The organism is Pseudomonas sp. ArH3a (assembly GCF_022648765.1).
In the GTDB taxonomy this organism is placed as follows: Bacteria; Pseudomonadota; Gammaproteobacteria; order Pseudomonadales; family Pseudomonadaceae; genus Aquipseudomonas.
Genome location: NZ_CP080330.1, coordinates 6,117,141 through 6,139,677, shown reverse-complemented (window position 1 = coordinate 6,139,677; position 22,537 = coordinate 6,117,141). Strand labels below are relative to the sequence as shown.

The 22,537-nt window shown below is 59.5% G+C and carries 21 protein-coding genes; 13 read left to right on the top strand and 8 right to left on the bottom strand.

Annotated elements, in window-relative coordinates; all coding sequences use genetic code 11:
• Window positions 1–10: 10 nt before the first annotated feature.
• From K0P33_RS28255 to K0P33_RS28245, 3 genes are all read left to right on the top strand, one after another.
• Window positions 11–1,345 carry a DEAD/DEAH box helicase gene (locus K0P33_RS28255; RefSeq protein WP_094953636.1) on the top strand — a complete coding sequence of 445 codons (1,335 nt, stop codon included), beginning with the start codon at window positions 11–13 and terminating at the stop codon, window positions 1,343–1,345.
• 240 nt (window positions 1,346–1,585) lie between these two features.
• On the top strand, window positions 1,586–2,071 hold the full coding sequence (locus K0P33_RS28250) for a hypothetical protein (protein ID WP_242152836.1): 486 nt from the start codon (window positions 1,586–1,588) through the stop codon (window positions 2,069–2,071).
• Between the two features lie 248 nt (window positions 2,072–2,319).
• Window positions 2,320–2,901 carry a hypothetical protein gene (locus K0P33_RS28245; RefSeq protein ID WP_242152833.1) on the top strand — a complete coding sequence of 194 codons (582 nt, stop codon included), beginning with the start codon at window positions 2,320–2,322 and terminating at the stop codon, window positions 2,899–2,901.
• Between the two features lie 383 nt (window positions 2,902–3,284).
• Here the strand turns inward: K0P33_RS28245 and K0P33_RS28240 are convergent, their stop codons facing one another.
• Both K0P33_RS28240 and K0P33_RS28235 read right to left on the bottom strand, forming a co-directional pair.
• A complete protein-coding gene (locus tag K0P33_RS28240) occupies window positions 3,285–4,535 on the bottom strand; it encodes a TIGR03862 family flavoprotein (RefSeq protein WP_242152830.1) in 1,251 nt (416 codons plus the stop codon).
• A gap of 170 nt (window positions 4,536–4,705) precedes the next feature.
• Window positions 4,706–5,626, bottom strand: coding sequence for a histone deacetylase (locus tag K0P33_RS28235; RefSeq protein ID WP_094951659.1), 921 nt, complete (start codon window positions 5,624–5,626; stop codon window positions 4,706–4,708).
• Window positions 5,627–5,701: 75 nt separating this feature from the next.
• Here K0P33_RS28235 and K0P33_RS28230 point away from each other — a divergent pair, with 75 nt between their 5' ends.
• The 3 genes from K0P33_RS28230 to K0P33_RS28220 are packed head-to-tail and all read left to right on the top strand — an operon-like array spanning window position 5,702 to window position 7,766.
• Entirely contained in the window at window positions 5,702–6,271 is a 570-nt protein-coding gene (locus K0P33_RS28230) for a GNAT family N-acetyltransferase (RefSeq protein ID WP_094951660.1), read from the top strand.
• A 41-nt stretch (window positions 6,272–6,312) separates the two neighbouring features.
• Window positions 6,313–7,182, top strand: coding sequence for an acyl-CoA thioesterase II (gene tesB, locus K0P33_RS28225; protein WP_094951661.1), 870 nt, complete (start codon window positions 6,313–6,315; stop codon window positions 7,180–7,182).
• Window positions 7,179–7,766, top strand: coding sequence for an HAD-IA family hydrolase (locus K0P33_RS28220; RefSeq protein WP_242152827.1), 588 nt, complete (start codon window positions 7,179–7,181; stop codon window positions 7,764–7,766). The genes tesB and K0P33_RS28220 overlap by 4 nt, the downstream gene beginning before the upstream one ends.
• A 74-nt stretch (window positions 7,767–7,840) precedes the next feature.
• On the opposite strand, the gene K0P33_RS28215 is transcribed toward K0P33_RS28220, so the two are convergent.
• The 3 genes from K0P33_RS28215 to K0P33_RS28205 form a co-directional block, all read right to left on the bottom strand.
• Entirely contained in the window at window positions 7,841–8,827 is a 987-nt protein-coding gene (locus K0P33_RS28215) for an alpha/beta hydrolase (RefSeq protein ID WP_242152824.1), read from the bottom strand.
• Window positions 8,828–9,718 (bottom strand): neutral zinc metallopeptidase, encoded by an 891-nt coding sequence (locus K0P33_RS28210; RefSeq protein WP_094951664.1) that lies wholly within the window; start codon window positions 9,716–9,718, stop codon window positions 8,828–8,830.
• A gap of 170 nt (window positions 9,719–9,888) precedes the next feature.
• The gene (locus K0P33_RS28205; RefSeq protein WP_242152821.1) at window positions 9,889–10,305 is read right to left on the bottom strand and encodes a membrane lipoprotein lipid attachment site-containing protein; all 417 of its coding nucleotides are present in this window, start codon (window positions 10,303–10,305) and stop codon (window positions 9,889–9,891) included.
• A 199-nt stretch (window positions 10,306–10,504) separates the two neighbouring features.
• Here K0P33_RS28205 and K0P33_RS28200 point away from each other — a divergent pair, with 199 nt between their 5' ends.
• Window positions 10,505–11,383, top strand: a complete 879-nt coding sequence (locus K0P33_RS28200; protein ID WP_094951665.1) for a DMT family transporter — start codon at window positions 10,505–10,507, stop codon at window positions 11,381–11,383.
• Window position 11,384: 1 nt separating this feature from the next.
• Here K0P33_RS28200 and K0P33_RS28195 read toward each other — a convergent pair whose 3' ends face one another.
• Complete coding sequence (locus K0P33_RS28195; RefSeq protein ID WP_094951666.1) at window positions 11,385–12,719, bottom strand: MFS transporter; 1,335 nt, start codon at window positions 12,717–12,719, stop codon at window positions 11,385–11,387.
• A 232-nt stretch (window positions 12,720–12,951) separates the two neighbouring features.
• On the opposite strand from K0P33_RS28195, the gene quiC reads away from it, so the two are divergent.
• Window positions 12,952–14,853: a 3-dehydroshikimate dehydratase QuiC gene (quiC, locus tag K0P33_RS28190; protein WP_094951667.1), complete on the top strand. Its 1,902-nt coding sequence runs from the start codon at window positions 12,952–12,954 to the stop codon at window positions 14,851–14,853.
• A gap of 81 nt (window positions 14,854–14,934) precedes the next feature.
• Window positions 14,935–15,600, top strand: coding sequence for a TetR/AcrR family transcriptional regulator (locus tag K0P33_RS28185; RefSeq protein WP_094951690.1), 666 nt, complete (start codon window positions 14,935–14,937; stop codon window positions 15,598–15,600).
• Window positions 15,601–15,715: 115 nt separating this feature from the next.
• Here K0P33_RS28185 and K0P33_RS28180 read toward each other — a convergent pair whose 3' ends face one another.
• Together K0P33_RS28180 and aroQ are read right to left on the bottom strand one after the other, a co-directional pair.
• Entirely contained in the window at window positions 15,716–16,564 is an 849-nt protein-coding gene (locus K0P33_RS28180) for a shikimate dehydrogenase (RefSeq protein WP_094951691.1), read from the bottom strand.
• 5 nt (window positions 16,565–16,569) lie between these two features.
• Window positions 16,570–17,010, bottom strand: coding sequence for a type II 3-dehydroquinate dehydratase (aroQ, locus tag K0P33_RS28175; protein WP_242152818.1), 441 nt, complete (start codon window positions 17,008–17,010; stop codon window positions 16,570–16,572).
• 208 nt (window positions 17,011–17,218) lie between these two features.
• On the opposite strand from aroQ, the gene K0P33_RS28170 reads away from it, so the two are divergent.
• From K0P33_RS28170 to K0P33_RS28155, 4 genes are all read left to right on the top strand, one after another.
• Window positions 17,219–17,740, top strand: coding sequence for an RNA polymerase sigma factor (locus K0P33_RS28170; RefSeq protein WP_094951669.1), 522 nt, complete (start codon window positions 17,219–17,221; stop codon window positions 17,738–17,740).
• A gap of 63 nt (window positions 17,741–17,803) precedes the next feature.
• Window positions 17,804–18,802 carry a FecR family protein gene (locus K0P33_RS28165; protein ID WP_094951670.1) on the top strand — a complete coding sequence of 333 codons (999 nt, stop codon included), beginning with the start codon at window positions 17,804–17,806 and terminating at the stop codon, window positions 18,800–18,802.
• A 149-nt stretch (window positions 18,803–18,951) separates the two neighbouring features.
• Complete coding sequence (locus tag K0P33_RS28160; RefSeq protein ID WP_242152815.1) at window positions 18,952–21,708, top strand: TonB-dependent receptor; 2,757 nt, start codon at window positions 18,952–18,954, stop codon at window positions 21,706–21,708.
• A 106-nt stretch (window positions 21,709–21,814) separates the two neighbouring features.
• A complete protein-coding gene (locus K0P33_RS28155; RefSeq protein WP_242152812.1) occupies window positions 21,815–22,432 on the top strand; it encodes a heme acquisition protein HasA in 618 nt (205 codons plus the stop codon).
• Window positions 22,433–22,537: the final 105 nt, after the last annotated feature.

Sequence of the window (22,537 nt, the reverse complement as noted above, 5' to 3'; positions counted from 1 at the left end):
CGGTAAACACATGACTTTCGCCACCCTTGGCCTGATCGAACCCTTGCTGCGCGCCCTTGAGACGCTTGGCTACCAGACCCCGACGCCGGTGCAGGCGCAAGCCATTCCGGCGGTGCTGGCCGGTCGCGACCTGATGGCCGCGGCCCAGACCGGCACCGGCAAGACCGCAGGTTTCGCCCTGCCGCTCCTGCAATTGCTGACGATGGAAGGGCCGAAAGTCGCCGCCAACTCGGCGCGTGCGCTGATCCTGTGCCCGACCCGCGAGCTGGCCGAGCAGGTTCACGCCAGCGTCGCCGAATACGCCCAACACCTGCCGCTGACCACTTACGCCGTGTACGGCGGCGTGAGCATCAACCCGCAGATGATGAAGCTGCGCAAGGGCGTCGACATTCTGGTCGCCACGCCTGGCCGCCTGATCGACCTGTTCCGCCAGAACGCGCTGAAACTCAACCAGCTGCAAACCCTGGTGCTGGACGAAGCCGACCGCATGCTCGACCTGGGCTTCTCGGAAGAACTGGCGAACATCTACCGCATGCTGCCGAAAAAGCGCCAGACCTTGCTGTTCTCCGCGACCTTCTCCGATGAAATCCGCCTGCTGGCCGGGCAGATGCTCAACGACCCGCTGACCGTCGAAGTCAGCCCGCGCAACGTCGCCGCCAACACCGTGAAGCAGTGGGTGGTGCCGGTGGACAAGAAGCGCAAGGCGGAGCTGTTTGTGCACCTGATGCGCAAAGGCCGCTGGAAGCAGGTGCTGGTGTTCGCCAAGACCCGTAACGGCGTGGATGCGCTGGTGGATAAGTTGCAGGGCCTGGGCATCAATGCTGACGGCATCCACGGCGACAAACCCCAAGCGACCCGCCAGCGCGCACTGGACCGTTTCAAATCCAGCGACGTGCAGATTCTGGTGGCCACCGACGTGGCGGCCCGTGGTTTGGACATTGAAGACTTGCCGATGGTGGTCAACTTTGACTTGCCGATCGTGGCTGAGGACTACATCCACCGTATCGGCCGTACTGGCCGCGCGGGCAACACCGGCGAGGCAATTTCGCTGGTGTGCGCCGATGAGGTGAACATGCTGTCGGCCATCGAGATGCTCACGCGTCAGACACTGACCCGCAAGATGGAGCCGGACTTTGAGCCTGAGCACCGCGTGCCGGACACCGATGCCAGTGGGCAAGTGGTGAAGAAGCCGAAAAAACCGAAGAAACCTAAGGCGTCCGGTGGCGGCGGTAAGCGCAATTTGGGTAAGTGGGTGGACAGTGGCGAAGTGGCGCCGTCGGAACCGTCGATTAAACCGGTGCGTAAAGTGCCTGTTTTTAATACGGGGCCACGTAAGAAGAAGTAAGTTTTCGTTAATTAACGAAGGCTTGGTGAGCTAAGTGAGCGGTGCAATGCCGCTCACTCGACCCGATAGAAAGTGTCGCGGCGATAGGTTTGTAACTGTTTAAGTTTATTGATTTGTTTCTTTGCGTGTAGAAATTTTTAGTCATGGTTCACCCTGTAAGTATTCGGAACTTTGAGCTTTCGCAGGCCACTGATGTCGTAGGCTTAAAACTAACGATGTGCTTACGGCGAGGATTTTTATATGGCTCTTATTCCTGTTGCGGCTGCGCTTACGGGGTTGTTTATATGGGGGGAAGTTGAGGCCGGTAAGAAAAATACAGCGGAAAATAAGGCAAAGGAGTGGAAGTCGTTTGAACCTCGTTTGGACCATGCCTTCAACAAGTATAAGCGGCATTTTGCGAAAGGGGAGTTTGCGCAAGCGATCAATGCGCTCAAAGAGTATATTGATTTGAATAGGCTGCGTGGGTCGGTAGCGCCTGAGGACGAGAAGATGTTAGGCAGGATGCTTGATAATCTAACTTTTAAAGCCCAGGCCAAAGGGCTGGCCCTGAGTCGTGAGTTCAAAGCCAAAGAAGAGGACTTGAAGGACGAACCTTTTGAACGCTCCAATGCCCACTACGAATACATAGAGAAATTGAAGGCTGTTCTACCTAAAGAAGATACTTTCTTACGCAAGGAAGTGGAACATTATGAACGGTTGAATCCCAAGGTCTCGCTGTACGATTGATGTCAGGTGCCTCGTGAGTGATGGCTCAATGAGCTTTGCCCAAGCGCTTCCCTGTCTGCCGCGTAAAAAGAAGTCACTGTTTATTGTCGATAAATAGGCCGTCAGTCATTAGGGTGCCTGGTATACGCCATTCATTTTTTTGTCGAAGTGCTGTGTGGCCAGTGATGGGCGCCTGGCCAGTAACGTGAGCGTCTTATTGTCGCTCGGTAATATTTTGTTGGGTTATAGATTTCAGAGAGTTAGAGCGCTTGGCGTTACTGATCACTTTGAGTGGCGCCATGAAATGGATTGTAAGTATTGAATTAAATGGAGAGGTGAGTATGGCTGTATTTCTAGTTCCTTTTTTGGCCGTTGTAATCGGTGGCGCACTGGTTGCAGGCGCCGGCGTAGGTGTTATTGAAGCGAGAAGAAGTAAAGCGGCGAATGCCGCCGAACTTGAAAGCGCAGAAAAAAAAGCCAGTGAGCTGTTCGTCGGAGTGAAAGCGCATTTGGCGTCGGGGGCTCTTTATCCCGCTTTTCGCGAATACAGGAAGTACATAGACCATGTGGAAAGTTATTTTGATATCTCGCCCGAACAGAAGCGGACTAATCAAGAAACGTATAATGACTTGAGAGGCGCTGCGTTAAGCGAGTACCGAAAACTGCACAGTGACTATCAGAAAGAAGCCGCCGTAGCCTACGACGACGGTGAAGAACCCTTCAAGGCACAGGCTGACTATATCGCTAAGTTGGAAAAGCTACTGGGGCCGGGTGCGCCCAAGCTTAAAGCGCTGGAAACCTCGTTTGGTGCGAGTTACACGGTTTATAAATACGGTCTCACACCCAATTGATCATGTGGGTGAAAGTGTTCTTTCTCCTCAGTCAGGTGGGTAGAATCCCGTAATAGTGGAAGGTGTACAGGGTGAGATTAGGTAGCGAATGTGATGATTTAGAGCGTGAAGCGTTAGAGGAAGTCTACCGGCCACCCCCTCAACGGTCTGCGGCGGGGGAAGTACAACGATTTCCTGTGGATGAGCATTTGCTCAACGCTTTGCAGGAGGTTGAGCAGAGGGTGCGCACGGTCGTTATAGATGCGCGTAGGGACGGGAACTCAGGTGTGCGGTTTTTCCGTGGTGGCCTGAAGCAACCCTTGCGATGAAATCAAGTGTGGGTGCGCTCCGGAGATTGAGCGTTATCAACAAACGGCGGAACATTTACCGGGGTTGATAACGCCTTAAAGGCGTTCTATTGCTGAGTGGGTCGAGGCCAGCCACTCTAGAACGCTTCGCCCGGCCGCCCGCCCGCTGGCAAAACACCCCGTCAGCAAATACCCGCCTGTCGGCGCTTCCCAATCCAGCATCTCCCCGGCACAAAACACGCCGGGCAATTGCTTGAGCATCAACCGCTCATCCAGTGCCTCAAATGGCACACCACCCGCCGTGCTGATTGCCTCATCCATCGGCCGTGTCTTCACCAGTGTCAGCGGCAGCGCCTTGATGTCCACCGCCAACTGCGCCGGATCATTGAAGTGCTCGGCGGGCGCCAGTTCACGCAACAGCGCCGCCTTCACCCCATCCAACCCCAACTGACTGTGCAAGTGCTTGCTCATTGAGCGTGAGCCACGCGCCTTGGCCAATGCTGCCTGGACTTTATCCAGCGGCTTGCTCGGCAGCAGGTCGATATGCACCGTGGCCGAGCCGTTGCGGTTGATCGTTTCACGAATCGGCGCCGACAGTGCGTAGATCAAACTGCCCTCGATCCCGGTGACCGTGACCACACATTCCCCCAGCCGAGGTTTGTCATCCGCCAGGCCAATGGCGACGTTTTTCAACGGCGCCCCGGCGAATTTGCTCACCATCAATTCGCTCCAGGCCGACACCTCGAAGCCGCAATTGCTCGGTTGCAGTGGGGTGTAGGGCACGCCTTTGTCTTCCAGCACTTTGAGCCAGGCGCCGTCGGAGCCCAGACGCGACCAGCTGCCGCCGCCCAACGCCAGCAACACGGCATCGCTGTGCACAGTTTTTTCGCCGTCCGGGCTGTGGATAAGTAAACCGCCGTCCGCTGTCCAGCCCAGCCAGCGATGCCGGGTGTGGATAACCACGCCTTGATCGCGCAGGCGCTTGAGCCAGGCGCGCAGCAGCGGGGCGGCTTTCATGTCGGTAGGAAAGACGCGCCCAGAGGTGCCGACAAAGGTTTGAATGCCCAAACCATGAATCCACTCGCACAACGCTTCGGCGCCGAACGCGCGCAGCAACGGCGCCATCTGCGGTGCGCGTTCGGCGTAGCGCGACAGAAAGGCCGGGTACGCTTCGGAGTGGGTAATGTTCATGCCGCCCACGCCCGCCAGCAGGAATTTGCGCCCCACTGACGGCATGCCGTCATACAGCTCCACCCGCACGCCCGCCTGGCTCAAGACTTCAGCGGCCATCAGCCCGGCGGGGCCGCCGCCGATGATAGTGACGTGATGAGCAGGGTGCTGAGGCATGGGCAAGGCTACGGTCGCTGAATAGGCCGAGCATTCTACCCGACGACGGCGGAGCTGCCTGATCAAAAAACGTACACTTTCCTACAGGCCATATGGCTACTCGCTTTCAGGCCCTTACGCTCAAGTTATCCACAGGCCGTTCCACAGGCATTGTGGGTAACGCGCACAGTTCAATGACAACCTGATGACGTCCATACCCGTTGTGCGCTGTGGTGCAGGATGCCGTGGCGGCGGGCCAGGGCAGGGCGGTCTTTGCTGTAGCCGCCGCCGATCACGCCCATCACCGGAATGTCGCGACCCAGGCAGTGGCGCATCACGCTTTCATCACGGGCGGCGACGCCTGCGTCTGTCAGCTTGAGGTAACCGAGGGCGTCATCTTTATGCACATCAACGCCGGCGTCGTACAGCACCAGGTCGGGTTGGTAGAGCGGCAGTAGGTAGTTGAGCGCATCGTCCACGACTTTAAGGTAATCGGCATCGCCCATGCCCATGGGCAGCGGGATGTCCCAGTCGCTCTGGGCTTTGCGCGCGGGGAAGTTCTTTTCGCAATGCAGCGACACGGTGATGGCATCCGGCGTGTCGTGGAGGATGCGTGCGGTGCCATCGCCCTGGTGCACGTCGCAGTCGAAGATCAACACGCGGTTGACCCGCCCGCTGGCCAGCAGGTAATGGCTGATCACCGCCAAGTCATTGAAGATGCAAAAGCCGGCGGGGTAGTCGTAGTGGGCGTGGTGGGTGCCGCCGGCCAAGTGGCAGGCTAAGCCGTGTTCCAGCGCTTGTTCGGCGGCCAGTATCGAGCCGCCGACCGCGCGCACGGTGCGCCGGGCCAGGGCCTCGTTCCAGGGTAGACCGAGGCGCCGCTGGTCTTCACGGGACAACGCGCCGCTCATGTAGCGTTCGATATACCCAGGTTCATGCGCCAGGGCCAGAATCTCTGCCGGGCACAGCTCGGGGCGCAGCAATTGGCCGTCCTCGGTCAGGCCGCTGTCCACCAAGTGGTCGCGCAACAGGCGAAACTTGTCCATCGGGAACCGGTGGTCCGCCGGGAACTCGGGGCTGTAGTCATCGTGGTAGATCAAGGGCAAGGGCATGGGATTTTCTGACGGGAACCTGCGAAGGATCTTACCAGCGCTGTACACTCACGCACATGGCAAGGGAGGGGACCCATGGAGCCGATACTGGAATTGGAAAGCGCACGCTTGCTGATGCGCCAATGGCGCGACAGCGACTTGCCGGAATTTGCACGCATGTGCGCCGACCCGCAGGTGATGCGTTATTTCCCGGCCAAGCTCAACCACCTGGAAAGCGCCGCGCTGATCGGCCGGATTCGCGGGCATTTCGCCGAATACGGCTTTGGCCTGTGGGCCTTGCAGCGCAAGGACACCGGCGAATTTATTGGCCTGACCGGGCTGCTGAATGTGAGCTTTGAAGCAGACTTTACCCCGGCGGTAGAAATTGGCTGGCGCCTGGCCCGCGAGCATTGGGGCCTGGGTTACGCCAGTGAAGCGGCCTGGACTGCGCTGCGCTGTGGTTTCGACCGGTTGCAATTGGATGAGATCCTCGCCTTTACCACCGAAACCAATCTGCCATCACAAAAAGTCATGCAGGCCATCGGTATGCATTACGATCCGCAGGCAGATTTTGAACACCCCAAGGTCGCAGCCGATGACCCGCTGCGCCATCATGTTTTGTACCGCATCACCCGCGCCCAATGGTTGGACACGCTGCACGGATAAGCAGCCCGGAATGCCCTATCGATTGTTGTAGGAGTTGCTCTATGAGCCAAGTATTGGAAGATCTGGTGGACTTGCTGACCCTGGAGCCGATCGAGGAAAACCTCTTTCGCGGCCGCAGCCAGGACCTGGGCTTTCGCCAACTGTTCGGCGGCCAGGTGCTCGGCCAGTCGCTGTCGGCCGCCAGCCAGACCGTAGAAGCAGCGCGGCATGTTCACTCCCTGCATGGCTATTTCCTACGTCCGGGCGACGCTTCGTTGCCGGTGGTGTATTCGGTGGACCGCGTGCGCGATGGCGGCAGTTTCAGCACGCGCCGCGTCACGGCGATACAGAAGGGCAACCCGATTTTTACCTGCACCACCTCGTTCCAGTACGACGAACAAGGCTTTGAGCACCAGACCACCATGCCCGTGGTGGTCGGCCCGGAAAACCTGCCGTCGGAGCTGGAGCTGACCAAGCAGCGTGCGCACCTGATCCCGGAGCACATGCGTGAAAAACTGCTGTGCCCCAAGCCGATCGAAGTGCGCCCGGTCACCGAGAAAGACCCGTACAACCCGCAGCCGTCCGACCCGGTGAAGTACGTGTGGTTTCGTGCCGACGGCGCCCTGGCCGACTCACCGGCGCTGCATAAATACCTGCTGGCCTACGCCTCGGACTTCGGCTTGTTGACCACCTCGCTGCTGCCCCATGGCAAGACCGTGTGGCAGAAAGACATGCAGGTCGCCAGCCTCGACCACGCGCTGTGGTTCCACGCCGACCTGCGCGCCGACGACTGGTTGCTGTACGCCATGGACAGCCCGTGGGCCGGTAACTCGCGCGGTTTCTCGCGCGGCAGCGTGTACAACCGCGCCGGGCAACTGGTGGCGTCGGTGACCCAGGAAGGGTTGATTCGCCATCGCAAGGATTGGGCATGAGCCTGTCGGACGTAACGCATTGGGTATTTGATATGGACGGCACCCTCACGGTGGCCGTGCATGACTTTGCAGCGATCCGCGTGGCCTTGGAGATCCCACCCGAGGACGAGATTCTCACCCATTTGGCAGCGTTGCCGGCTGAGGTGGCGGCGGCCAAGCATGCCTGGCTGCTTGAGCATGAGCGCGAGCTGGCGCTCGGTTCGGTTGCCGCTGTGGGTGCGGTGGAGTTGGTGCGCGAGCTGGCTGGGCGCGGTTATCGCCTGGGCATCCTGACCCGCAATGCGCGGGAGTTGGCGCATATCACCCTGGAAGCGATTGGCCTGGCGGATTGCTTTGCCATCGAAGACGTATTGGGCCGCGATGATGCGCCGCCCAAGCCGGATCCGGATGGATTGTTGAAATTGGCGGAAGCTTGGGATGTTTCTCCCGATGCGATGGTGATGGTCGGGGATTACCGCTTTGACCTGGATTGTGGCCGGGCGGCAGGGGCCAAGACGGTATTGGTTAACTTGCCGGAGAACCCGTGGCCCGAGTTGGCGGATTGGCATGCGGCGGATTGCGCGGTGCTGCGCCAGATGATTTAAACCAAACACCACAAAACCAATGTGGGAGCGAGCAAGCCCTCTCCCACATTTTGCTCCGGTTTCGTCAGCTATTTTTACTTCGGGAACAACGCTTTCTCGCCCTCAGACGAAGTAAACATCCCATCCCCGTCATGCCCAACCCTCGGCACTTCCACCAGCTTCTGGGTCAGTTGCGGATGGCGCGCTTTGAGGTAGTCAAAATAGTTGTGCCCACGAATCAACCGATACGCGCCCTGGGTTTCGGCTTCGCAGCTTTTATCCAGGGCCGGGTGGTTGGGGTCGGTGTCTTGCTGGCCGAGCAGGTAGGTGATGTCGCGTGACACGTAAGCCCGCTCAAGCTGCTGGGCACTCTGGCCCTTGGCGTAGTCCGGCAGGTTTTGCATGCCGTACTTCCAGTCGTTGAAGCCTGGGCAACTGGCCGCGTCGAATTTCACCGGGCGCTGTGGGCTGAAGTAGGCGTAGGACGATGGATTGGCCACCACGTAACGCAGGCTGATGCCTTCGGTTTGCAGCATCGGGTGGTCGTGGCCGGTGAGGGCGAAACGCTGCACCACTTGGCCGCCGCCGGAGTGGCCGGCGACTACGATTTGTTTCAGCGCCGGGAACAGTTTGCGGTTGCCCAGGTGCTTGATGATCTGGTCGAGCGCGCCGTAGGAACTGACCTGGCCTGGGCCGGTGGACGGCTCGCCGGCCATCCAGCCATTGCCATTCCAGCGCAGCACCTGATTGCCCAGGTGGTTGCGCTTTATGTCTGACTCATTGAGAAACTGCGGCGCGATCACCAGGGTATTGGCAGCAACCCCGGCGTGTTCGGCTGCATCTTCGCCGCTTTGCAGGTAGGTCTGTGCGTTACGCAGGCGGCCGTGCACGATGATCAGCGCGCGGGTGACGTTGGGCAGTGGCTGGTTCCAGTCTTGGCTCAAACCCAGGCTGAGGTCGCCGGCATCCAGGTGAAAACGATCGGGGCTGACCACCTTGACGCCATGCTCTTTCTCGGCGGCCCAGGTGGAGGAGGAACAGGCAATCATCAAGCCGAACAGCAATCCCAATCGTTTATTCATCTAAAGACTCTTCGCTGTAAACGTGTCGCATTGAGTGATCTGGCCCTGGGCGAAGCCGGTCTTGAACCAGCGAACCCGCTGTGCCGAGGTACCGTGGGTAAACGAATCCGGCACTACGCGGCCCTGACCCTGTTGCTGCAAACGGTCATCACCGATGGCGTTGGCAGCATTCAGTGCTTCTTCAATATCGCCGGGCTCCAGCCAGTTCAGGCGTTTTTGCGCACGGTTGGCCCACACCCCGGCGAAGCAGTCGGCTTGCAGTTCCTGGCGCACCAGCAGGCCGCCGTCGCCTTGCATCTGCCGGCCCTGTTGGCGCGCGGCTTGAATCTTGGCCGAGATGCCCAGCAGCGTTTGCACGTGGTGCCCGACTTCGTGGGCGATCACGTAGGCCTGGGCGAAATCGCCGGCGGCCTGGAAGCGTTGCGACATTTCCCGGAAGAAATCCAGGTCCAAATACACTTGTTGGTCAGCCGGGCAGTAAAACGGGCCGCTGGCCGAGGTGGCGCCACCGCAGGCGGAATTCACCCGGCCACGGAACAAAATCAGTTTCGGGTTCTTGTAGGCCAACCCGTTTTCCTTGAACACCTGGCCCCAGGTGTCCTCGGTATCGCCCAGTACCGCGCGTACAAAATCGGCCTGCTCATCGTTGGCCGGTGGGGCCTGGCGCGATTGCGTGCTTACCGAGGGCGCTTGCTCCACCTGGCCGGTCAACTGGCCGAGGATCTGCAACGGGTCCTGCCCGGTCAGCCAGCCAATCCCGACGATCAGCACGATGGCCGTGAGGCTCAGGCCCTTGCCGCCGCCAAACCGCATGCCGCCACCACCACCGCCGCCACTGTCATCGCGGGCATCTACCACGTTGTCGCTGCGTCGGCCTTTTTTCCATAGCATGGGGCAATCCTCTCGTTGATCCTGTGCTCACTTTTCTAAGAGCAGTGTTGTTGGTGCGTTTGAATGGCGCCAGCCCGGCTGTCCGACAAGAGACGAGAGTTACCTAGTATCGCTGCTGTCAGGCCGTGCAGGCAGGGGCGCCAGATGAACGTTGTGTCAGCAACGCCTAGTCAGTCGCGGCAGTAACCTTCGCCGGTGTCGACGATCAGGCAATCCTTTTTATCCGCCAGCCATTTCAGGCCGGTGGCTTCACCGTCGCCGGCGCTCAACTGCTGCGGGCCGTCCGGGCGGGTAAAGGCGATGCCGTCTTCGTTGGCTTCACCCTTGAAGGCGCCGGAGTCGTCGGCGTCGAGGCCGTATTGCATGGTTAAAAGGTAATGGCCACGGCCGATGCTGTCGTCTTTGGCGATGGTCAGGTTCAGGCCTTCGACACCGATCCACTTGCCGACCCATTTGTCGGTGGGCGGGGTGGCCGGTACCAGGGTGGCTTGCACCGAGGCCGGAGCGGGTTTGGGCGCTTCCTTGGGCTCTTGGTTACAAGCGGTGAGCAGGGCGAGGGCAGAAAGCACAAAGAGTGTTTTTTTCATAGCAGCAAGGCCTTGGTTAAAAAGTGTGCAACGCACGGGTGAACGTGCAGCGTTGGACTCAAATCCCGTGATTTAGTGCGCTGTTCGCACGGTGTTTGGTTATGCTCTTGGGGCGCACGTAGGCCCGGCTGCTAGATTACCGGGTTGAGCGCCGCCGCGTTCAGTGCTCTGGGTTCAACCCGCCATGCAAGAGAATTCAATGACTGTCAGCACACCTCTTTCCGGCGTCAACCATCCCTTCAAAGGCATTCTGCTGATTGTGGTGGCGACATTCCTTTTTTCCAGCCATGACGCCTTGTCCAAATACTTAGCCGGGTTCTACCCGATTGTGATGGTGGTGTGGGCGCGTTACCTGGTGCACACCCTGTTGATGGCCGGCATTTTCCTGCCGCAATCAGGCTTGCGCGTGCTGCGCAGCAAGCGGCCGGGCATGCAGGTGGTGCGGGCGTTGTGCCTGCTGGGCACCAGCCTGTTTTTTACCGCGGCGCTGCATTTCATCCCGTTGGCGGAAGCCACGGCGGTGAACTTCCTGGCGCCGATCCTGGTGACGGCGCTGTCGGTGCCCTTGCTCGGTGAACACGTGACGCGTGGCCAATGGCTGGCGGTGATCTGCGGGTTTGTCGGGGTGCTGATCATCATCCACCCCGGCGGTGAGCTGTTCACGCCTGCGGTGCTGCTGCCGCTGTGTTCGGCGCTGTTCTTCTGCTTCTACCAGTTACTCACGCGCATCCTCAGCCAATACGACACGCCCACCACCAGCAACTTTTTCGCCGGCCTGTGCAATACCTTGGTGATGAGTGCGATGGTGCCGTTCTTCTGGCAGTTGCCCACGGTGTGGCATGGCGTGCTGATGCTGGCGCTGGGCACGTGCGGGATGACCGCCCACTTGATGTTGACCCAGGCCTTCCGCTTCGCGGCGCCGGCTTTGCTGGCGCCGTTCGGCTACTGCCAGATCGTGTTTGCGGGGTTGTTGGGCTGGCTGGTGTTCAACCATACCCCCGACTTGACCACGGTGGTCGGCATCGGGGTGATCTGCATGAGCGGGTTGGCCGCTGCCTGGCAGCAGCGGCGGCGTTGAATCACAGGTCGACGGTAGGAATCTTGCGCGGCGCCATGAAGTACATCCAGATCAGCGCAGTGAAGTACATCGCCGGGATCAGGGTGAACAGCACGGTGTAATTGTTGTTCGTGACCGTGAGGATATGGCCGACGATCTGGGTCATGAACATGCCGCCGATGGCCGCACACATGCCGCCGAAACCGAACACCGTGCTCATCATGTGTTTGGGCGTGTAGTCCATCACCAGGCTCCAGATATTGGCGGTCCAGGCCTGGTGTGCGCCGATGGCCAGGGAGATGGCAAACACCGCGACCCACAGTTGGCTGGAACCGGCCGCCATGATCACGCCGACGATGCAGCAGGCGAACAGCAGCATCGACAACAGCCGCGCCTTGATCGGATTCATCCCACGGCCGATCAGGAACGACGACAGAATCCCCCCACCCACGCTGCCGAAGTCGGCTGTCAGGTAAATGATGATCAGTGGGATGCCCATCTGGGTCACGTTAATGCCCAGGTTGTATTGCTGGTTCAGAAACGGTGGCAGCCAGTACAGGTAGAACCAGAACACCGGCGCGGTCAGAGAGTAGGCGATGGCGAAGGCCCAGGTGCCGCGCATGCGTAGGATTCGGCTGAAGGGGACGCTCGGTTGTTCCGGTTCGACTTCCTGTTGCAGATACTCCAGTTCGCTTTGTTTGACCGTGGGATGGTCTTCCGGGTTGTAGTATTTCAAGCCCCAGAAGATTAGCCAGATCCCGCCCAGCGATGCCATGCCCAGGAACGCCGCCTGCCAGCCCCACACGTGGAGGATCAGCGGCAGCAGCATCGGCGTCATCATCGCGCCCACATTGGTGCCGGCGTTGAAGATACCGGTGGCCACTGCACGCTCACCGGCCGGGAACCACAGCCGCGTGGTCTTGACGCAGGCCGGGTAGTTGGCGGCTTCCGTCAGCCCGAGGATAAAGCGGCACACCATAAAGCCTACGGCCGACGTGGCCAGGCCGTGGGCGCCGGTGGCCAGGCTCCACAGCAGCACCGCGCAGAAGAACACGCGCTTTACGCCGACTCGATCAATCAGCCGGCCTTGCAGCACAAAGCCGATGGCGTAGCCGACCTGGAACCAGAAGTTGATGTTGGCGTAGTCCATCGCCGTCCAGCTCATTTCCTTGGCCAGGATCGGTTGCATCACGCCCAGGGCGGCGCGGTCGATGTAGTTCAGGGTGGTGGCGAAGAACACCAAGGCCAGCATGCCCCAGCGCGTCTTGCCCACGGCCATGGCGCCGCGGATTTTGTCGCCGATGCCGGCGTGCGGATTGCTGTGGCGCCCGGCCACGTTGGGAGTTTGCGAAGGCATGAGGTTGTACCCGTTTTTTGAAATTTTTATGGTGTGTTCTGGGTCTTTTTTTCTATGAGGCTGCGTAGTCGATGGTGCGCAGTGGTTAAAAACTCGTCAATTCACTGGGGGTCATTTTGTTCGATAATCGCCCATAAAACTAACCGGTTCGTACATTTCAATTGCTGTGAACAATTTAGCGGCGAATAATTTGCCGTAAATAAGACGAGCTTCATATGCCGGGAGTCGCCCCATGCAACGCTCCATTGCCACCGTTTCTTTGAGTGGAACCCTGCCGGAAAAACTCGAAGCCATCGCCGCCGCCGGGTTTGATGGCGTGGAAATCTTCGAAAACGATCTGCTGTATTACGACGGCAGCCCCCGGGAAGTTAGGCAAATGTGCGCCGACCTCGGCATCGCCATCACCTTGTTCCAACCGTTTCGCGACTTTGAAGGCTGCCGCCGCGACCGCCTGGCGCGCAACCTGGAGCGCGCCGAGCGCAAGTTTGACCTGATGCAGGAACTGGGCACCGACCTGGTGCTGGTGTGCAGCAACGCCTCGGCTGATTGCGTCGGCGATGAGCGCATTTTGCTCGATGATCTTAGCCTGTTGGCCGAACACGCCGGCCGCCGTGGCCTGCGAATTGGCTATGAAGCGCTGGCCTGGGGCAAGCATGTGAACACCTGGCAACAGGTGTGGAACCTGGTTCGTCAGATCGACCACCCGAGCCTGGGTGTGTTGCTCGACAGCTTCCACACGCTGTCGCTCAAGGGCGACCCAAGTGGGATCGCACAGATTCCCGGCGACAAAATCTTCTTTGTGCAAATGGCCGATGCGCCGATCCTGGCCATGGATGTGCTGGAGTGGAGCCGGCATTTCCGCTGCTTCCCGGGGCAGGGCGAATTCGACCTGGCGGGGTTCCTGGCGCCGATCATCCAGAGTGGTTACACCGGGCCGTTGTCCCTGGAAATTTTCAATGATGGCTTCCGCGCGGCACCGACGCGGGCGAATGCAGCCGATGGCTTGCGTTCGCTGTTGTACCTGGAAGAGAAAACCCGCCAGCGCTTGAAGCAGGAAGCGCCCGCTCACCCCGTCGACATCCTGTTTGATACGCCCGCCGCCAGCGAATACGACGGCATCGAATTCCTTGAGTTTGCCGTGGATGAAAACCTTGGCGCCAAGCTCACGCAATGGCTGGAGCGCCTGGGTTTCGTCAAGGCTGGGCAGCACCGCTCCAAGAGCGTGAGCCTGTTGCGCCAGGGCGATATCAACCTGATCCTTAACTGTGAACCCTATTCCTTTGCCCACAACTTCTTCGAAGCCCACGGGCCGTCGTTGTGCGCCACCGCGATTCGGGTCAAGGACAGCGCCAAGGCGTTGCAGCGGGCGGTGGCCTACAAAGGTCAGCCTTATCGCGGCCTGGTCGGGCCCAATGAGCTGGAACTGGCCGCCGTGCGTGCGCCGGACGGCAGCCTGATTTACCTGGTAGACCAAAGCGAAGGCGGGCTGTACGACACCGACTTCAACTTGCAACCGGCCAACGCCTCAAGCGGCGGGCTGCTACGCATCGACCACATGGCCATGGCGCTGCCGGCCGACAGCCTCGACAGCTGGGTGCTGTTCTACAAGAGCCTGTTGGATTTCGAAGCGGATGACGAAGTGGTGCTGCCCGACCCTTACGGCCTGGTCAAAAGCCGTGCGCTGCGCAGCCGTTGCAGCTCGATCCGCCTGCCGCTGAATATTTCCGAGAACCGCAACACCGCCATTTCCCACGCGCTGTCGAGCTATCGCGGCTCGGGCGTGCACCACATTGCCTTCGACTGCGCGGATATTTTTGCCGAAGTCAGCCGGGCCAAAGCGGCGGGCGTGCCGTTGCTGGATATCCCGCTCAATTACTACGACGACCTGGCGGCTCGGTTCGATTTCGACGACGCATTCCTCAGCGAGCTGGCGTACTACAACGTGCTGTACGACCGTGATGCCCAGGGCGGTGAGTTGTTTCACGTGTACACCGAGCCATTTGAGGGGCGGTTTTTCTTCGAGATCATCCAGCGTAAAAACGGCTATGCCGGGTACGGCGCGGCCAACGTGGCGGTGCGCCTGGCGGCGATGGCCAAATCACGCAGTGGCGCGGTGCGCCAGGCGCGGTTATGACGACGCGGCGAGGTGCTTCCTTCGGGGAGCGCCTCGGCCCATAATCGCGGCCTGCACAACAAAAATGGCCGTGAGCGCACCATGACCCTGACCCCCGACCTCTCCGCTGTGTCAGACGCACCGCGCAAGAGTCGTAAGAACAACCCGGAAAAGACCCGCGAAAACATCCTCCAGGAAGCCATCGTCGAGTTTGTCCAGCAGGGCTTGGCCGGCGCTCGCGTGGATGCGATCGCCGAGCGCATCCACACCTCCAAACGCATGATCTATTACTACTTCGGCAGCAAGGAGCAGTTGTACGTCGAGGTGCTGGAGAAGCTCTACGGCGACATTCGTAACACCGAAACCCGCATGAACCTTACCGCCCTGGAGCCGCGCGAAGCGATTCGTCGGCTGGTGGAATTCACCTTTGATCACCATGACCAGAATGTGGATTTCGTGCGCATCGTCAGCATCGAAAACATCAACAACGCCGAGTACGTAAAGCGCTCGGATTCGATCAAAGCGATGAACAGCAATATTCTCGAAGGGCTCGGCGCCACGTTGCGTCGGGGGGCTGAGATGGGGTTGTTTCGCCAAGGGTTGAACCCTTTGGACGTGCATCTGTTGATCAACTCCTTCAGCTTTTACCGGGTGTCCAATCGCCATACGTTCAGTGAGATCTTTCAGATCGAGCTGTCGGATGAGGTGGTTAAACAGCGGCATCGGGAGATGATTTGTGAGTCGGTGATGCGTTACCTGCAGGCCTAATCCTGTGGGAGCCGGCTTGCCCGTGATAACGCTGTGTCAGTCAGATCAATATTGACTGCTCAACCGCTATCGCAGGCAAGCCAGCTCCCACATTTCTTGGATCGGTTTTCTAGAGTTAAGTATTCATGCTCTGGAAGTGCGCCAGCATTCTTTGCGCATCCGGCGCTTGCCCACTGAACAACTCAAACGCCTTCACCGCTTGAAACACCGCCATATTGCCGCCATCCAGCGTGCGGCAACCCAAGGCGCGGGCGTTACGCAGCAGCTCTGTTTCCAGCGGGAAATACACGATTTCCGCCACCCATAACTCAGCCCGCAACAGGGCCGGCGGCACCGGTGTGCCAGGCAGCTTGGCCATGCCCATCGGCGTGGTGTTGACCAGCCCATCCGCCTCGGCCATGGCGTTTTCTAGGTGGTTGCCGACTTGTGCGCGACCGGCGCCGAAACGTTGGGCGAGGTTGTCCACAAGGTCACGGGCGCGGGCCACGTCCACGTCAAAAATGCTCAAGTGTTCCACGCCCTCCGCCAGCAGCGCGTGGGCCACCGCCGCCCCCGCACCGCCTGCGCCCATTTGCACGACACGTTGGCGGGGGACGTCATTCAAATTGCGCCGGAACCCTTCGGCGAAGCCCAGGCAATCGGTGTTGTGGCCGATGCGTTTGCCGCCCTTGAACACCACGGTATTGACCGCGCCAATGCCTTGGGCTTCGTCGGACAACTCATCGAGCAACGGTAGGATGGCCTGCTTGCACGGGTAGGTAATGTTCAACCCGGTGAACTGCATCATCTCGGCGGCGTCCAGCAGGTCGGGCAGGGCGTTGATGTTCAGTTGCAGCGGTTCCAGATCGATCAGGCGATACAAATAACGCAGGCCCTGAGCGTCACCTTCCTGTTCATGCAGGGCGGGAGTACGGGAGGCTTGGATGCCCGAGCCGATCAGGCCGGCGAGGATGCGCGGTTTCATCGGGCTCATCCCTTGAAAGTGTGGCTGAAGTGTTCCAGGGCCAGGTGGTAGCCGTGGCTACCGAACCCGGCGAGCACCGCCTTGGCGATGGGCGACACAAAGGAGTGATGCCTGAATGCCTCACGTGCGTGCACGTTGGATAAATGCACTTCGATCACCGGCACTTCACTGGCTACCAGCGCGTCGCGAATCGCTACCGAGGTGTGGGTCCAGGCCGCTGGGTTGATCACGATACCGGCGCAACGGGCGCGGGCGCCGTGGATCCAGTCGAGCAATTCGCCTTCGTGGTTGGTCTGGCGGAATTCGATTTTCAGCCCGAGCTTTTCGGCGCTGCGGCCACACAGGGCGGCAATGTCGGCCAGGGTTTCATGGCCGTAGGTGGCGGGCTCGCGGGTGCCGAGCAGGTTGAGGTTGGGGCCATTGAGCACCAGCACGATGGGCGGCATTTTGGGGTATCTCCACACTTATTATTGGTTGTGCGGATAAAATGTACTGGTTGGTTAATTTGGTCAATTGATGGCGGCGGATGTGTTCGATTATCGAACCGATATTCGCAACCGCTGAACAGCAGAATCAGATTAGATATCAATTGAAAGTCATTCTCGACAACGCTTAAGATGCCCGCCTGTTTCCTTAACATTCCAGGGAGTCGGTTTGTCGGACGTGGATCTCAAAGGCCTGTTTCTCAAGCATGCCGATACTCTGCGTGGGTATCTGGCGCGCAAGGTGCGGGACCCGCAGTTGGCCGCCGACCTGGTGCAGGAGAGTTTCCTGCGCCTGGCGGAAAAACCGGCCGGCGAGCGCATCGACAACTCCCAGGGCTATCTCTATCGAACGGCGAGCAATCTGCTGATCGACCATATTCGCCAGGAAGCGCGGCGCAAGACAGACACCGTGCCCCATGAGGCGCTGGCCGAGATTGAAGATGACGTGGCCGGGTTGGAGGCTCAGGCAATGGCGCAGCAGCAGCGACAGGCATTGAAGCAGGCACTGGCGCAATTGCCGGAACGCACGCAGCAGATTTTCCGTCTAAACCGTATCGAAGGTATGACCCACGCCCAGGTTGCCCGGCACTTGGACATCTCTGACAGCTCTGTGCAAAAGCATCTGGCCAAGGCCTTGGCCTATGTGATGCAACGTTTGCAGGACGGCGAGGTGCAGCCATCCGACGAATGAATTACCGAAAAACTTTGCGTCAGACGTCACAGCGTTTACATAACGAAAATTCGAGATTCACACGTGAATAGCCAGGGTCCGCAACAGCACAGCATTACCGAGGCGGCCGCCGAATGGGCGGTGCGCCTGCACGCCGGTGCCCTGACCGAACAGGAGCAGGCCGAGCTGCGCCATTGGATCGCTTGCGACAGCCGCCATGAAGCCGCACTGCGTTTTGCCGAGCAGACGTGGGCCGCCTTGGGCGAGGTACATAAGGATGAGCCGGTGCATCGCCAGCGTCCGGCGTCGCCGCCAGCGCCAGCGCGTCGGCCTAAGCGGCGCCGGCCATGGCAACGCGCGGCGGCGGTCGCGCTGGTCGTAGTGGTGGCAGGTGTTGGCTGGTTGCGTGGGCCGGATGTTTTGCTGCACATGCAGGCCGACTACGTTACCCAGAAGGGCGAAATACGCACAGTGCTGTTGGCTGATGGCAGCAAGGTCGAGCTGGATTCCGCCAGTGCCATCCGCCTGGACTACGACGGCGTACAACGGCGCATCAGCCTGATCCAGGGCTCGGCGATTTTCGATGTGGCGCCGATGACGGGGCAGGAAACGCGACCGTTCGTGGTGCAAAGTGCGGCTGGGCAAACCCGCGCGTTGGGCACGCGGTTTGTGGTCGAACGCGAAGGTGATCGCCAGGCCTGGGTCGGCGTGTTGCAGCACAGCGTTGAAGTTGCGCTGCAAGCCACGCCAAAAAAAGGCCCGAGCGAGCGCGTGCTCAAGCAGGGCCAAGCCGCGCGTTACAGCCCTCAGGACGGCGTGAAGACGCTGGATCAATTTGATGTGGAGCGCGCCACCAGTTGGCGTCGTGGTGTGTTGATCTTTGATCGGCTGCCGTTGGCCAACGTCATCGAGCAACTTAACCGCTATCGCCCTGGGCGTGTGGTGTTAGCCAACTCGGCGTTGGCCGATCGTGAAGTCAGCGGCGTATTCCGTCTCGACATGCTCGACACCGCGCTCGGCACCTTGACCCAGGAACTTCAAGTGCAACGCTTGGACCTGGCGGGCCTGAGCCTGATCTATTGACCAACCGGTGGGAAACCTCTTTCCCACCGCCTGCGACACACCCTCTGCAAAAAACTTTCAAAAAGTCTTACTGACTTCCTGCGCCTCGCACGTCTTGCTAGGTGAGAAGCATTCGCATAAACGAAAAGCTCAGCGCAGGGAACTAAGAAATGTCAGCACTCACCAAGGGGCGTGTCACCGGTAGCCGGTTAGCCCTGGCGATTCACTTGGGCTTGTTTGCCGTAACCGCGCCTGTGTACGCCGCGCAGCCTGCAGCGGGCGCGACCCAACCTGCCGTGCTGACGTTTGATATCCCTGCACAATCCTTGGGCAGCGCGGTGCTGGCCTTTGCCGACCAAGCCGGCCTGCAAGTGCTGTTCGACAGCCAGCGCCTGCAAGGCTTGAACAGCACGGCGCTAAAGGGCAGCTTCAGCGTGCAGGAAGGCCTGGGCCGTTTGCTCGGCGGCGCGCCGGTGGAATATCGCTTCACCGGCGAACGCCAGGTCACCCTCAACCGCGTCGCCGCCGAGCACGACAGCGCCGTGACCGTCGGCACCACCACCATCTCTGGCAACACCAACGGTCAGGCCAGCGACTGGGTGTACCAGAGCCCAAAGTCCGTGGCCGTCATCAGCCGTGACATGATCGACAAGCGCCCACCCCGTCACGCCGCCGACATGCTTGAGGAAACCGCTGGCGTTTATACCGCCGTCGACCAGCGCGACCCAGGCCTGTCAGTGAACATCCGTGGCGTGCAGGACTACGGCCGCGTGAACATGAACATCGACGGCATGCGCCAGAATTTCAACGTCAACGGCCACCAGCAGCGCAACGGCACGATGTTGATCGACCCGGAGTTCATCTCCAGCATCCAGATCGACAAGGGCAGCCAGTCCGGCCAAGGCGGGGCGGCGGTGTTGGGTGGGATCGCCTCGTTCAAGACCTTGGAGGCCAGCGAGTTTCTCAACGACGGTAAGGAGATCGGCGGGCGTTTTCGCGCCGGCAGCGGCATCGGTGAACTGGGTAATGGCACTTACTTCAACGGCAGCGGCGTGTTTGCCTTTGGGGATGAGCGCGGTGATGTGCTGTTGGGGTACAGCGAGCGGCATTTCGGTAATTACCGAGGTGGCACTCACAACGATAAAAACCTTGGCACCAACCTGCGCGCCCGAAAATATGCACCGGCCGCCTTTGATCATTGGCTGAACAGTGAAGTGGGCGATTCGGGCAGCGTCACGCGTTCCCAGATTCTCAAGTTCGGCCTCAATTTGCCCAATGATCAACGGGTGCAATTGAGTTATCTGGAAAGCGATACTGACAGCAACGATACCTGGAGCTACATCACCCAAGATCTGCAGAGTAACTATTATCTGCGCAACAGCAAAAACAACCTCAACGCGAAAAACGTTGCGCTGGATTATCGCTATACACCGGATAACCCGCTGATTGATTTCAAGGCCAAGGCGTATTTCGTCACTACCCAGGAAGACCGCGCCAATGCGCCGAATAGGGCGTCAGCGAGTTCAGGAAACTACACCCCCGGCTACACCGACCATTTTCAAACCGATACCTGGGGCCTGCAGGCTGATAACACCTCGCGCGTTGACCTTGATGCATTTGGCCAATTCAGTTGGAACTACGGTGTGGAGGTCTATCAGGACCGGTTCAAGCCACATAGCAACAAGGTCGAGTCGACTAACGGCACCAGTGGTGCGCTGCCATATGTTGAAGGTGCGAACCCGCTCGGCAAACGAACCATCGGTAGCCTTTTTAACAACCTGCAGTATGAATACGACGGTTGGCTGACGCTCGACGCTGGCCTGCGTTACGACCGTTATCGACTGGAGGGCGAAACCGGGATGACGCTCTACAAGCGCCCTGCGATTGCCAGCAGTGTTGAGGGCGCCCGGCGAGTCGATGAGGTGCTTGATATTGATCGGGAGGAGGGCCGGTTCTCCCCCACGTTTGGCATCGGCATAAAACCCGGGCTCGATTGGTTGCAACTCTATGCGCGCTGGGGGAAAGGCTGGCGCCCGCCAGCGGTCACGGAAACCTTCATGACCGGCCGGCCTCACGGCGGTGCGTCGGGGGAGCGCGTATTTCCCAATCCGTTCCTCAAACCCGAGGAGTCTCGCGACTGGGAAATGGGCGTCAATGTGTTCAAGGAGTCGCTGTTCTTCAACGATGACCGGCTGGGAATAAAAGTTGCCTATTTTGATACCCGGATAGAGAACTTCTCGTTTCTCAACCATAGCGTCACGTTGCCCGAGACTAACGTCGGCGGCTTCACCGGGATCATGGCGTATACCAACAACCTTAACCCGACGCGTTTTCGCGGTATGGAATACCAACTCAACTACGACATGGGCCGCGCCTATACCAACTTGAGTTACACGCACATGATCGGCAGTAATGAGTTCTGCTCGAAGAACTATTACATGGGCGGCGCCAAGAAACGCGGGCGCACGCTCAGTTCCAAATATGAGCGTTATACCCGCCCCAATGGTACGACCGGCACACGACTGGTCAGCACTTATGAGTGGCTGGATGACGCCGCTGCGAACGACAAGGAAAGTTGCGGCCGCATCATGGGCAATGCCACCTACATGCCCGCTGACCGTGGCGCCTTGACCGTAGGCGCGCGGTTCCTGGACAAACGCCTGGATACGGGCATGCGGGTGCGTTACAGCTCTGGCAATGGTGAGAACCTGAACAATCAGGGCTACGACTTTATCGACCAGGCGATGTGGCCCAAATACACCGTGTATGACCTCTACGCCAGTTACTGGATGACCGACCATCTGAACATCGCACTGGCGTTGGAAAACGCCACTGACGAAGCCTATTTCGTTGCCATGGGCGACGCCAACAACCTGAGCCTGGCCCGTGGCCGCACCTTGAGTGGAATGCTCGAATACAAGTTCTGATTGGGTGCGCAAGGGCGCAGTCAATAAAAGGTTTTGCCCAAGGGTGGGCAAAAAGTGCGCCGGAGTGCGTGCTGATCAATAGCGTTGTTTATAACGAGGTTCAGTGATGACTATTTCTGTTAATTACGAGTCGGCTCTCGGTTCTATCTCGCTTTCGGACTACCTGACGGATTGGGCGATAGGCTTTGCGACCGCAGGCCACGGCACCGGTAATACCGGCGGCTTCAGCAACGGCACGTTTAGCGGCGACCAATACTCGACTCACGGTGCCCAGGGCTCCGAGTACGCTTTTATTGCCGACAGCAATACCAGCAATGGCCTGCACTATGTGTTCAACCCGACGCTGCCTGCCTCTGCCAACCAGAACCACTACCTGTGGGGCAACCTGGATAACGTCCAGTTGGGCACCGGCCTGAGCGGTGGCAGCGGCAGCGATTTCGACCTGAGCGGCTACAAAGCCGCCTTCAACGGCCTCGACCTGTCTGCCGCTGAAGGCGCGGGTCGTGTGGGTAACGAAGTGCAGAGCGTGATCTACGGCCTGATGCAAGGCAACACCACCGCCCTGGAAAGCGTGCTCAACAACCTGCTGGACGACTTCGGCCTGTCCACCGCATCGACCTTCGACCAACTGGCCGCCGCCGGCCTGGGTCACGCCACGCCATCGGCCGACGTTGCGCTGGTCGGCGTGCAGGACGTGGCGCAGGACTGGGCATTCGCTGCCTGAACGGCTGCTGCATGAAAAAAGCGAAGGGGAGATTGCTCTCCCGTTCGCCGCATGACACACCGCCGTCGCCAAGCCTTCTAATTCTTTATCGACGGCGGTGCCAAA

Coding starts and splice junctions, on each gene's coding strand:
- K0P33_RS28255 (WP_094953636.1), top strand. CDS start 11: ATGACTTTCGCCACCCTTGGCCTGATCGAACCCTTGCTGCGCGCCCTT.
- K0P33_RS28250 (WP_242152836.1), top strand. CDS start 1,586: ATGGCTCTTATTCCTGTTGCGGCTGCGCTTACGGGGTTGTTTATATGG.
- K0P33_RS28240 (WP_242152830.1), bottom strand. CDS start 4,535: ATGCCTCAGCACCCTGCTCATCACGTCACTATCATCGGCGGCGGCCCC.
- K0P33_RS28235 (WP_094951659.1), bottom strand. CDS start 5,626: ATGCCCTTGCCCTTGATCTACCACGATGACTACAGCCCCGAGTTCCCG.
- K0P33_RS28230 (WP_094951660.1), top strand. CDS start 5,702: ATGGAGCCGATACTGGAATTGGAAAGCGCACGCTTGCTGATGCGCCAA.
- tesB (WP_094951661.1), top strand. CDS start 6,313: ATGAGCCAAGTATTGGAAGATCTGGTGGACTTGCTGACCCTGGAGCCG.
- K0P33_RS28220 (WP_242152827.1), top strand. CDS start 7,179: ATGAGCCTGTCGGACGTAACGCATTGGGTATTTGATATGGACGGCACC.
- K0P33_RS28215 (WP_242152824.1), bottom strand. CDS start 8,827: ATGAATAAACGATTGGGATTGCTGTTCGGCTTGATGATTGCCTGTTCC.
- K0P33_RS28210 (WP_094951664.1), bottom strand. CDS start 9,718: ATGCTATGGAAAAAAGGCCGACGCAGCGACAACGTGGTAGATGCCCGC.
- K0P33_RS28205 (WP_242152821.1), bottom strand. CDS start 10,305: ATGAAAAAAACACTCTTTGTGCTTTCTGCCCTCGCCCTGCTCACCGCT.
- K0P33_RS28200 (WP_094951665.1), top strand. CDS start 10,505: ATGACTGTCAGCACACCTCTTTCCGGCGTCAACCATCCCTTCAAAGGC.
- K0P33_RS28195 (WP_094951666.1), bottom strand. CDS start 12,719: ATGCCTTCGCAAACTCCCAACGTGGCCGGGCGCCACAGCAATCCGCAC.
- quiC (WP_094951667.1), top strand. CDS start 12,952: ATGCAACGCTCCATTGCCACCGTTTCTTTGAGTGGAACCCTGCCGGAA.
- K0P33_RS28185 (WP_094951690.1), top strand. CDS start 14,935: ATGACCCTGACCCCCGACCTCTCCGCTGTGTCAGACGCACCGCGCAAG.
- K0P33_RS28180 (WP_094951691.1), bottom strand. CDS start 16,564: ATGAAACCGCGCATCCTCGCCGGCCTGATCGGCTCGGGCATCCAAGCC.
- aroQ (WP_242152818.1), bottom strand. CDS start 17,010: ATGCCGCCCATCGTGCTGGTGCTCAATGGCCCCAACCTCAACCTGCTC.
- K0P33_RS28160 (WP_242152815.1), top strand. CDS start 18,952: ATGTCAGCACTCACCAAGGGGCGTGTCACCGGTAGCCGGTTAGCCCTG.
- K0P33_RS28155 (WP_242152812.1), top strand. CDS start 21,815: ATGACTATTTCTGTTAATTACGAGTCGGCTCTCGGTTCTATCTCGCTT.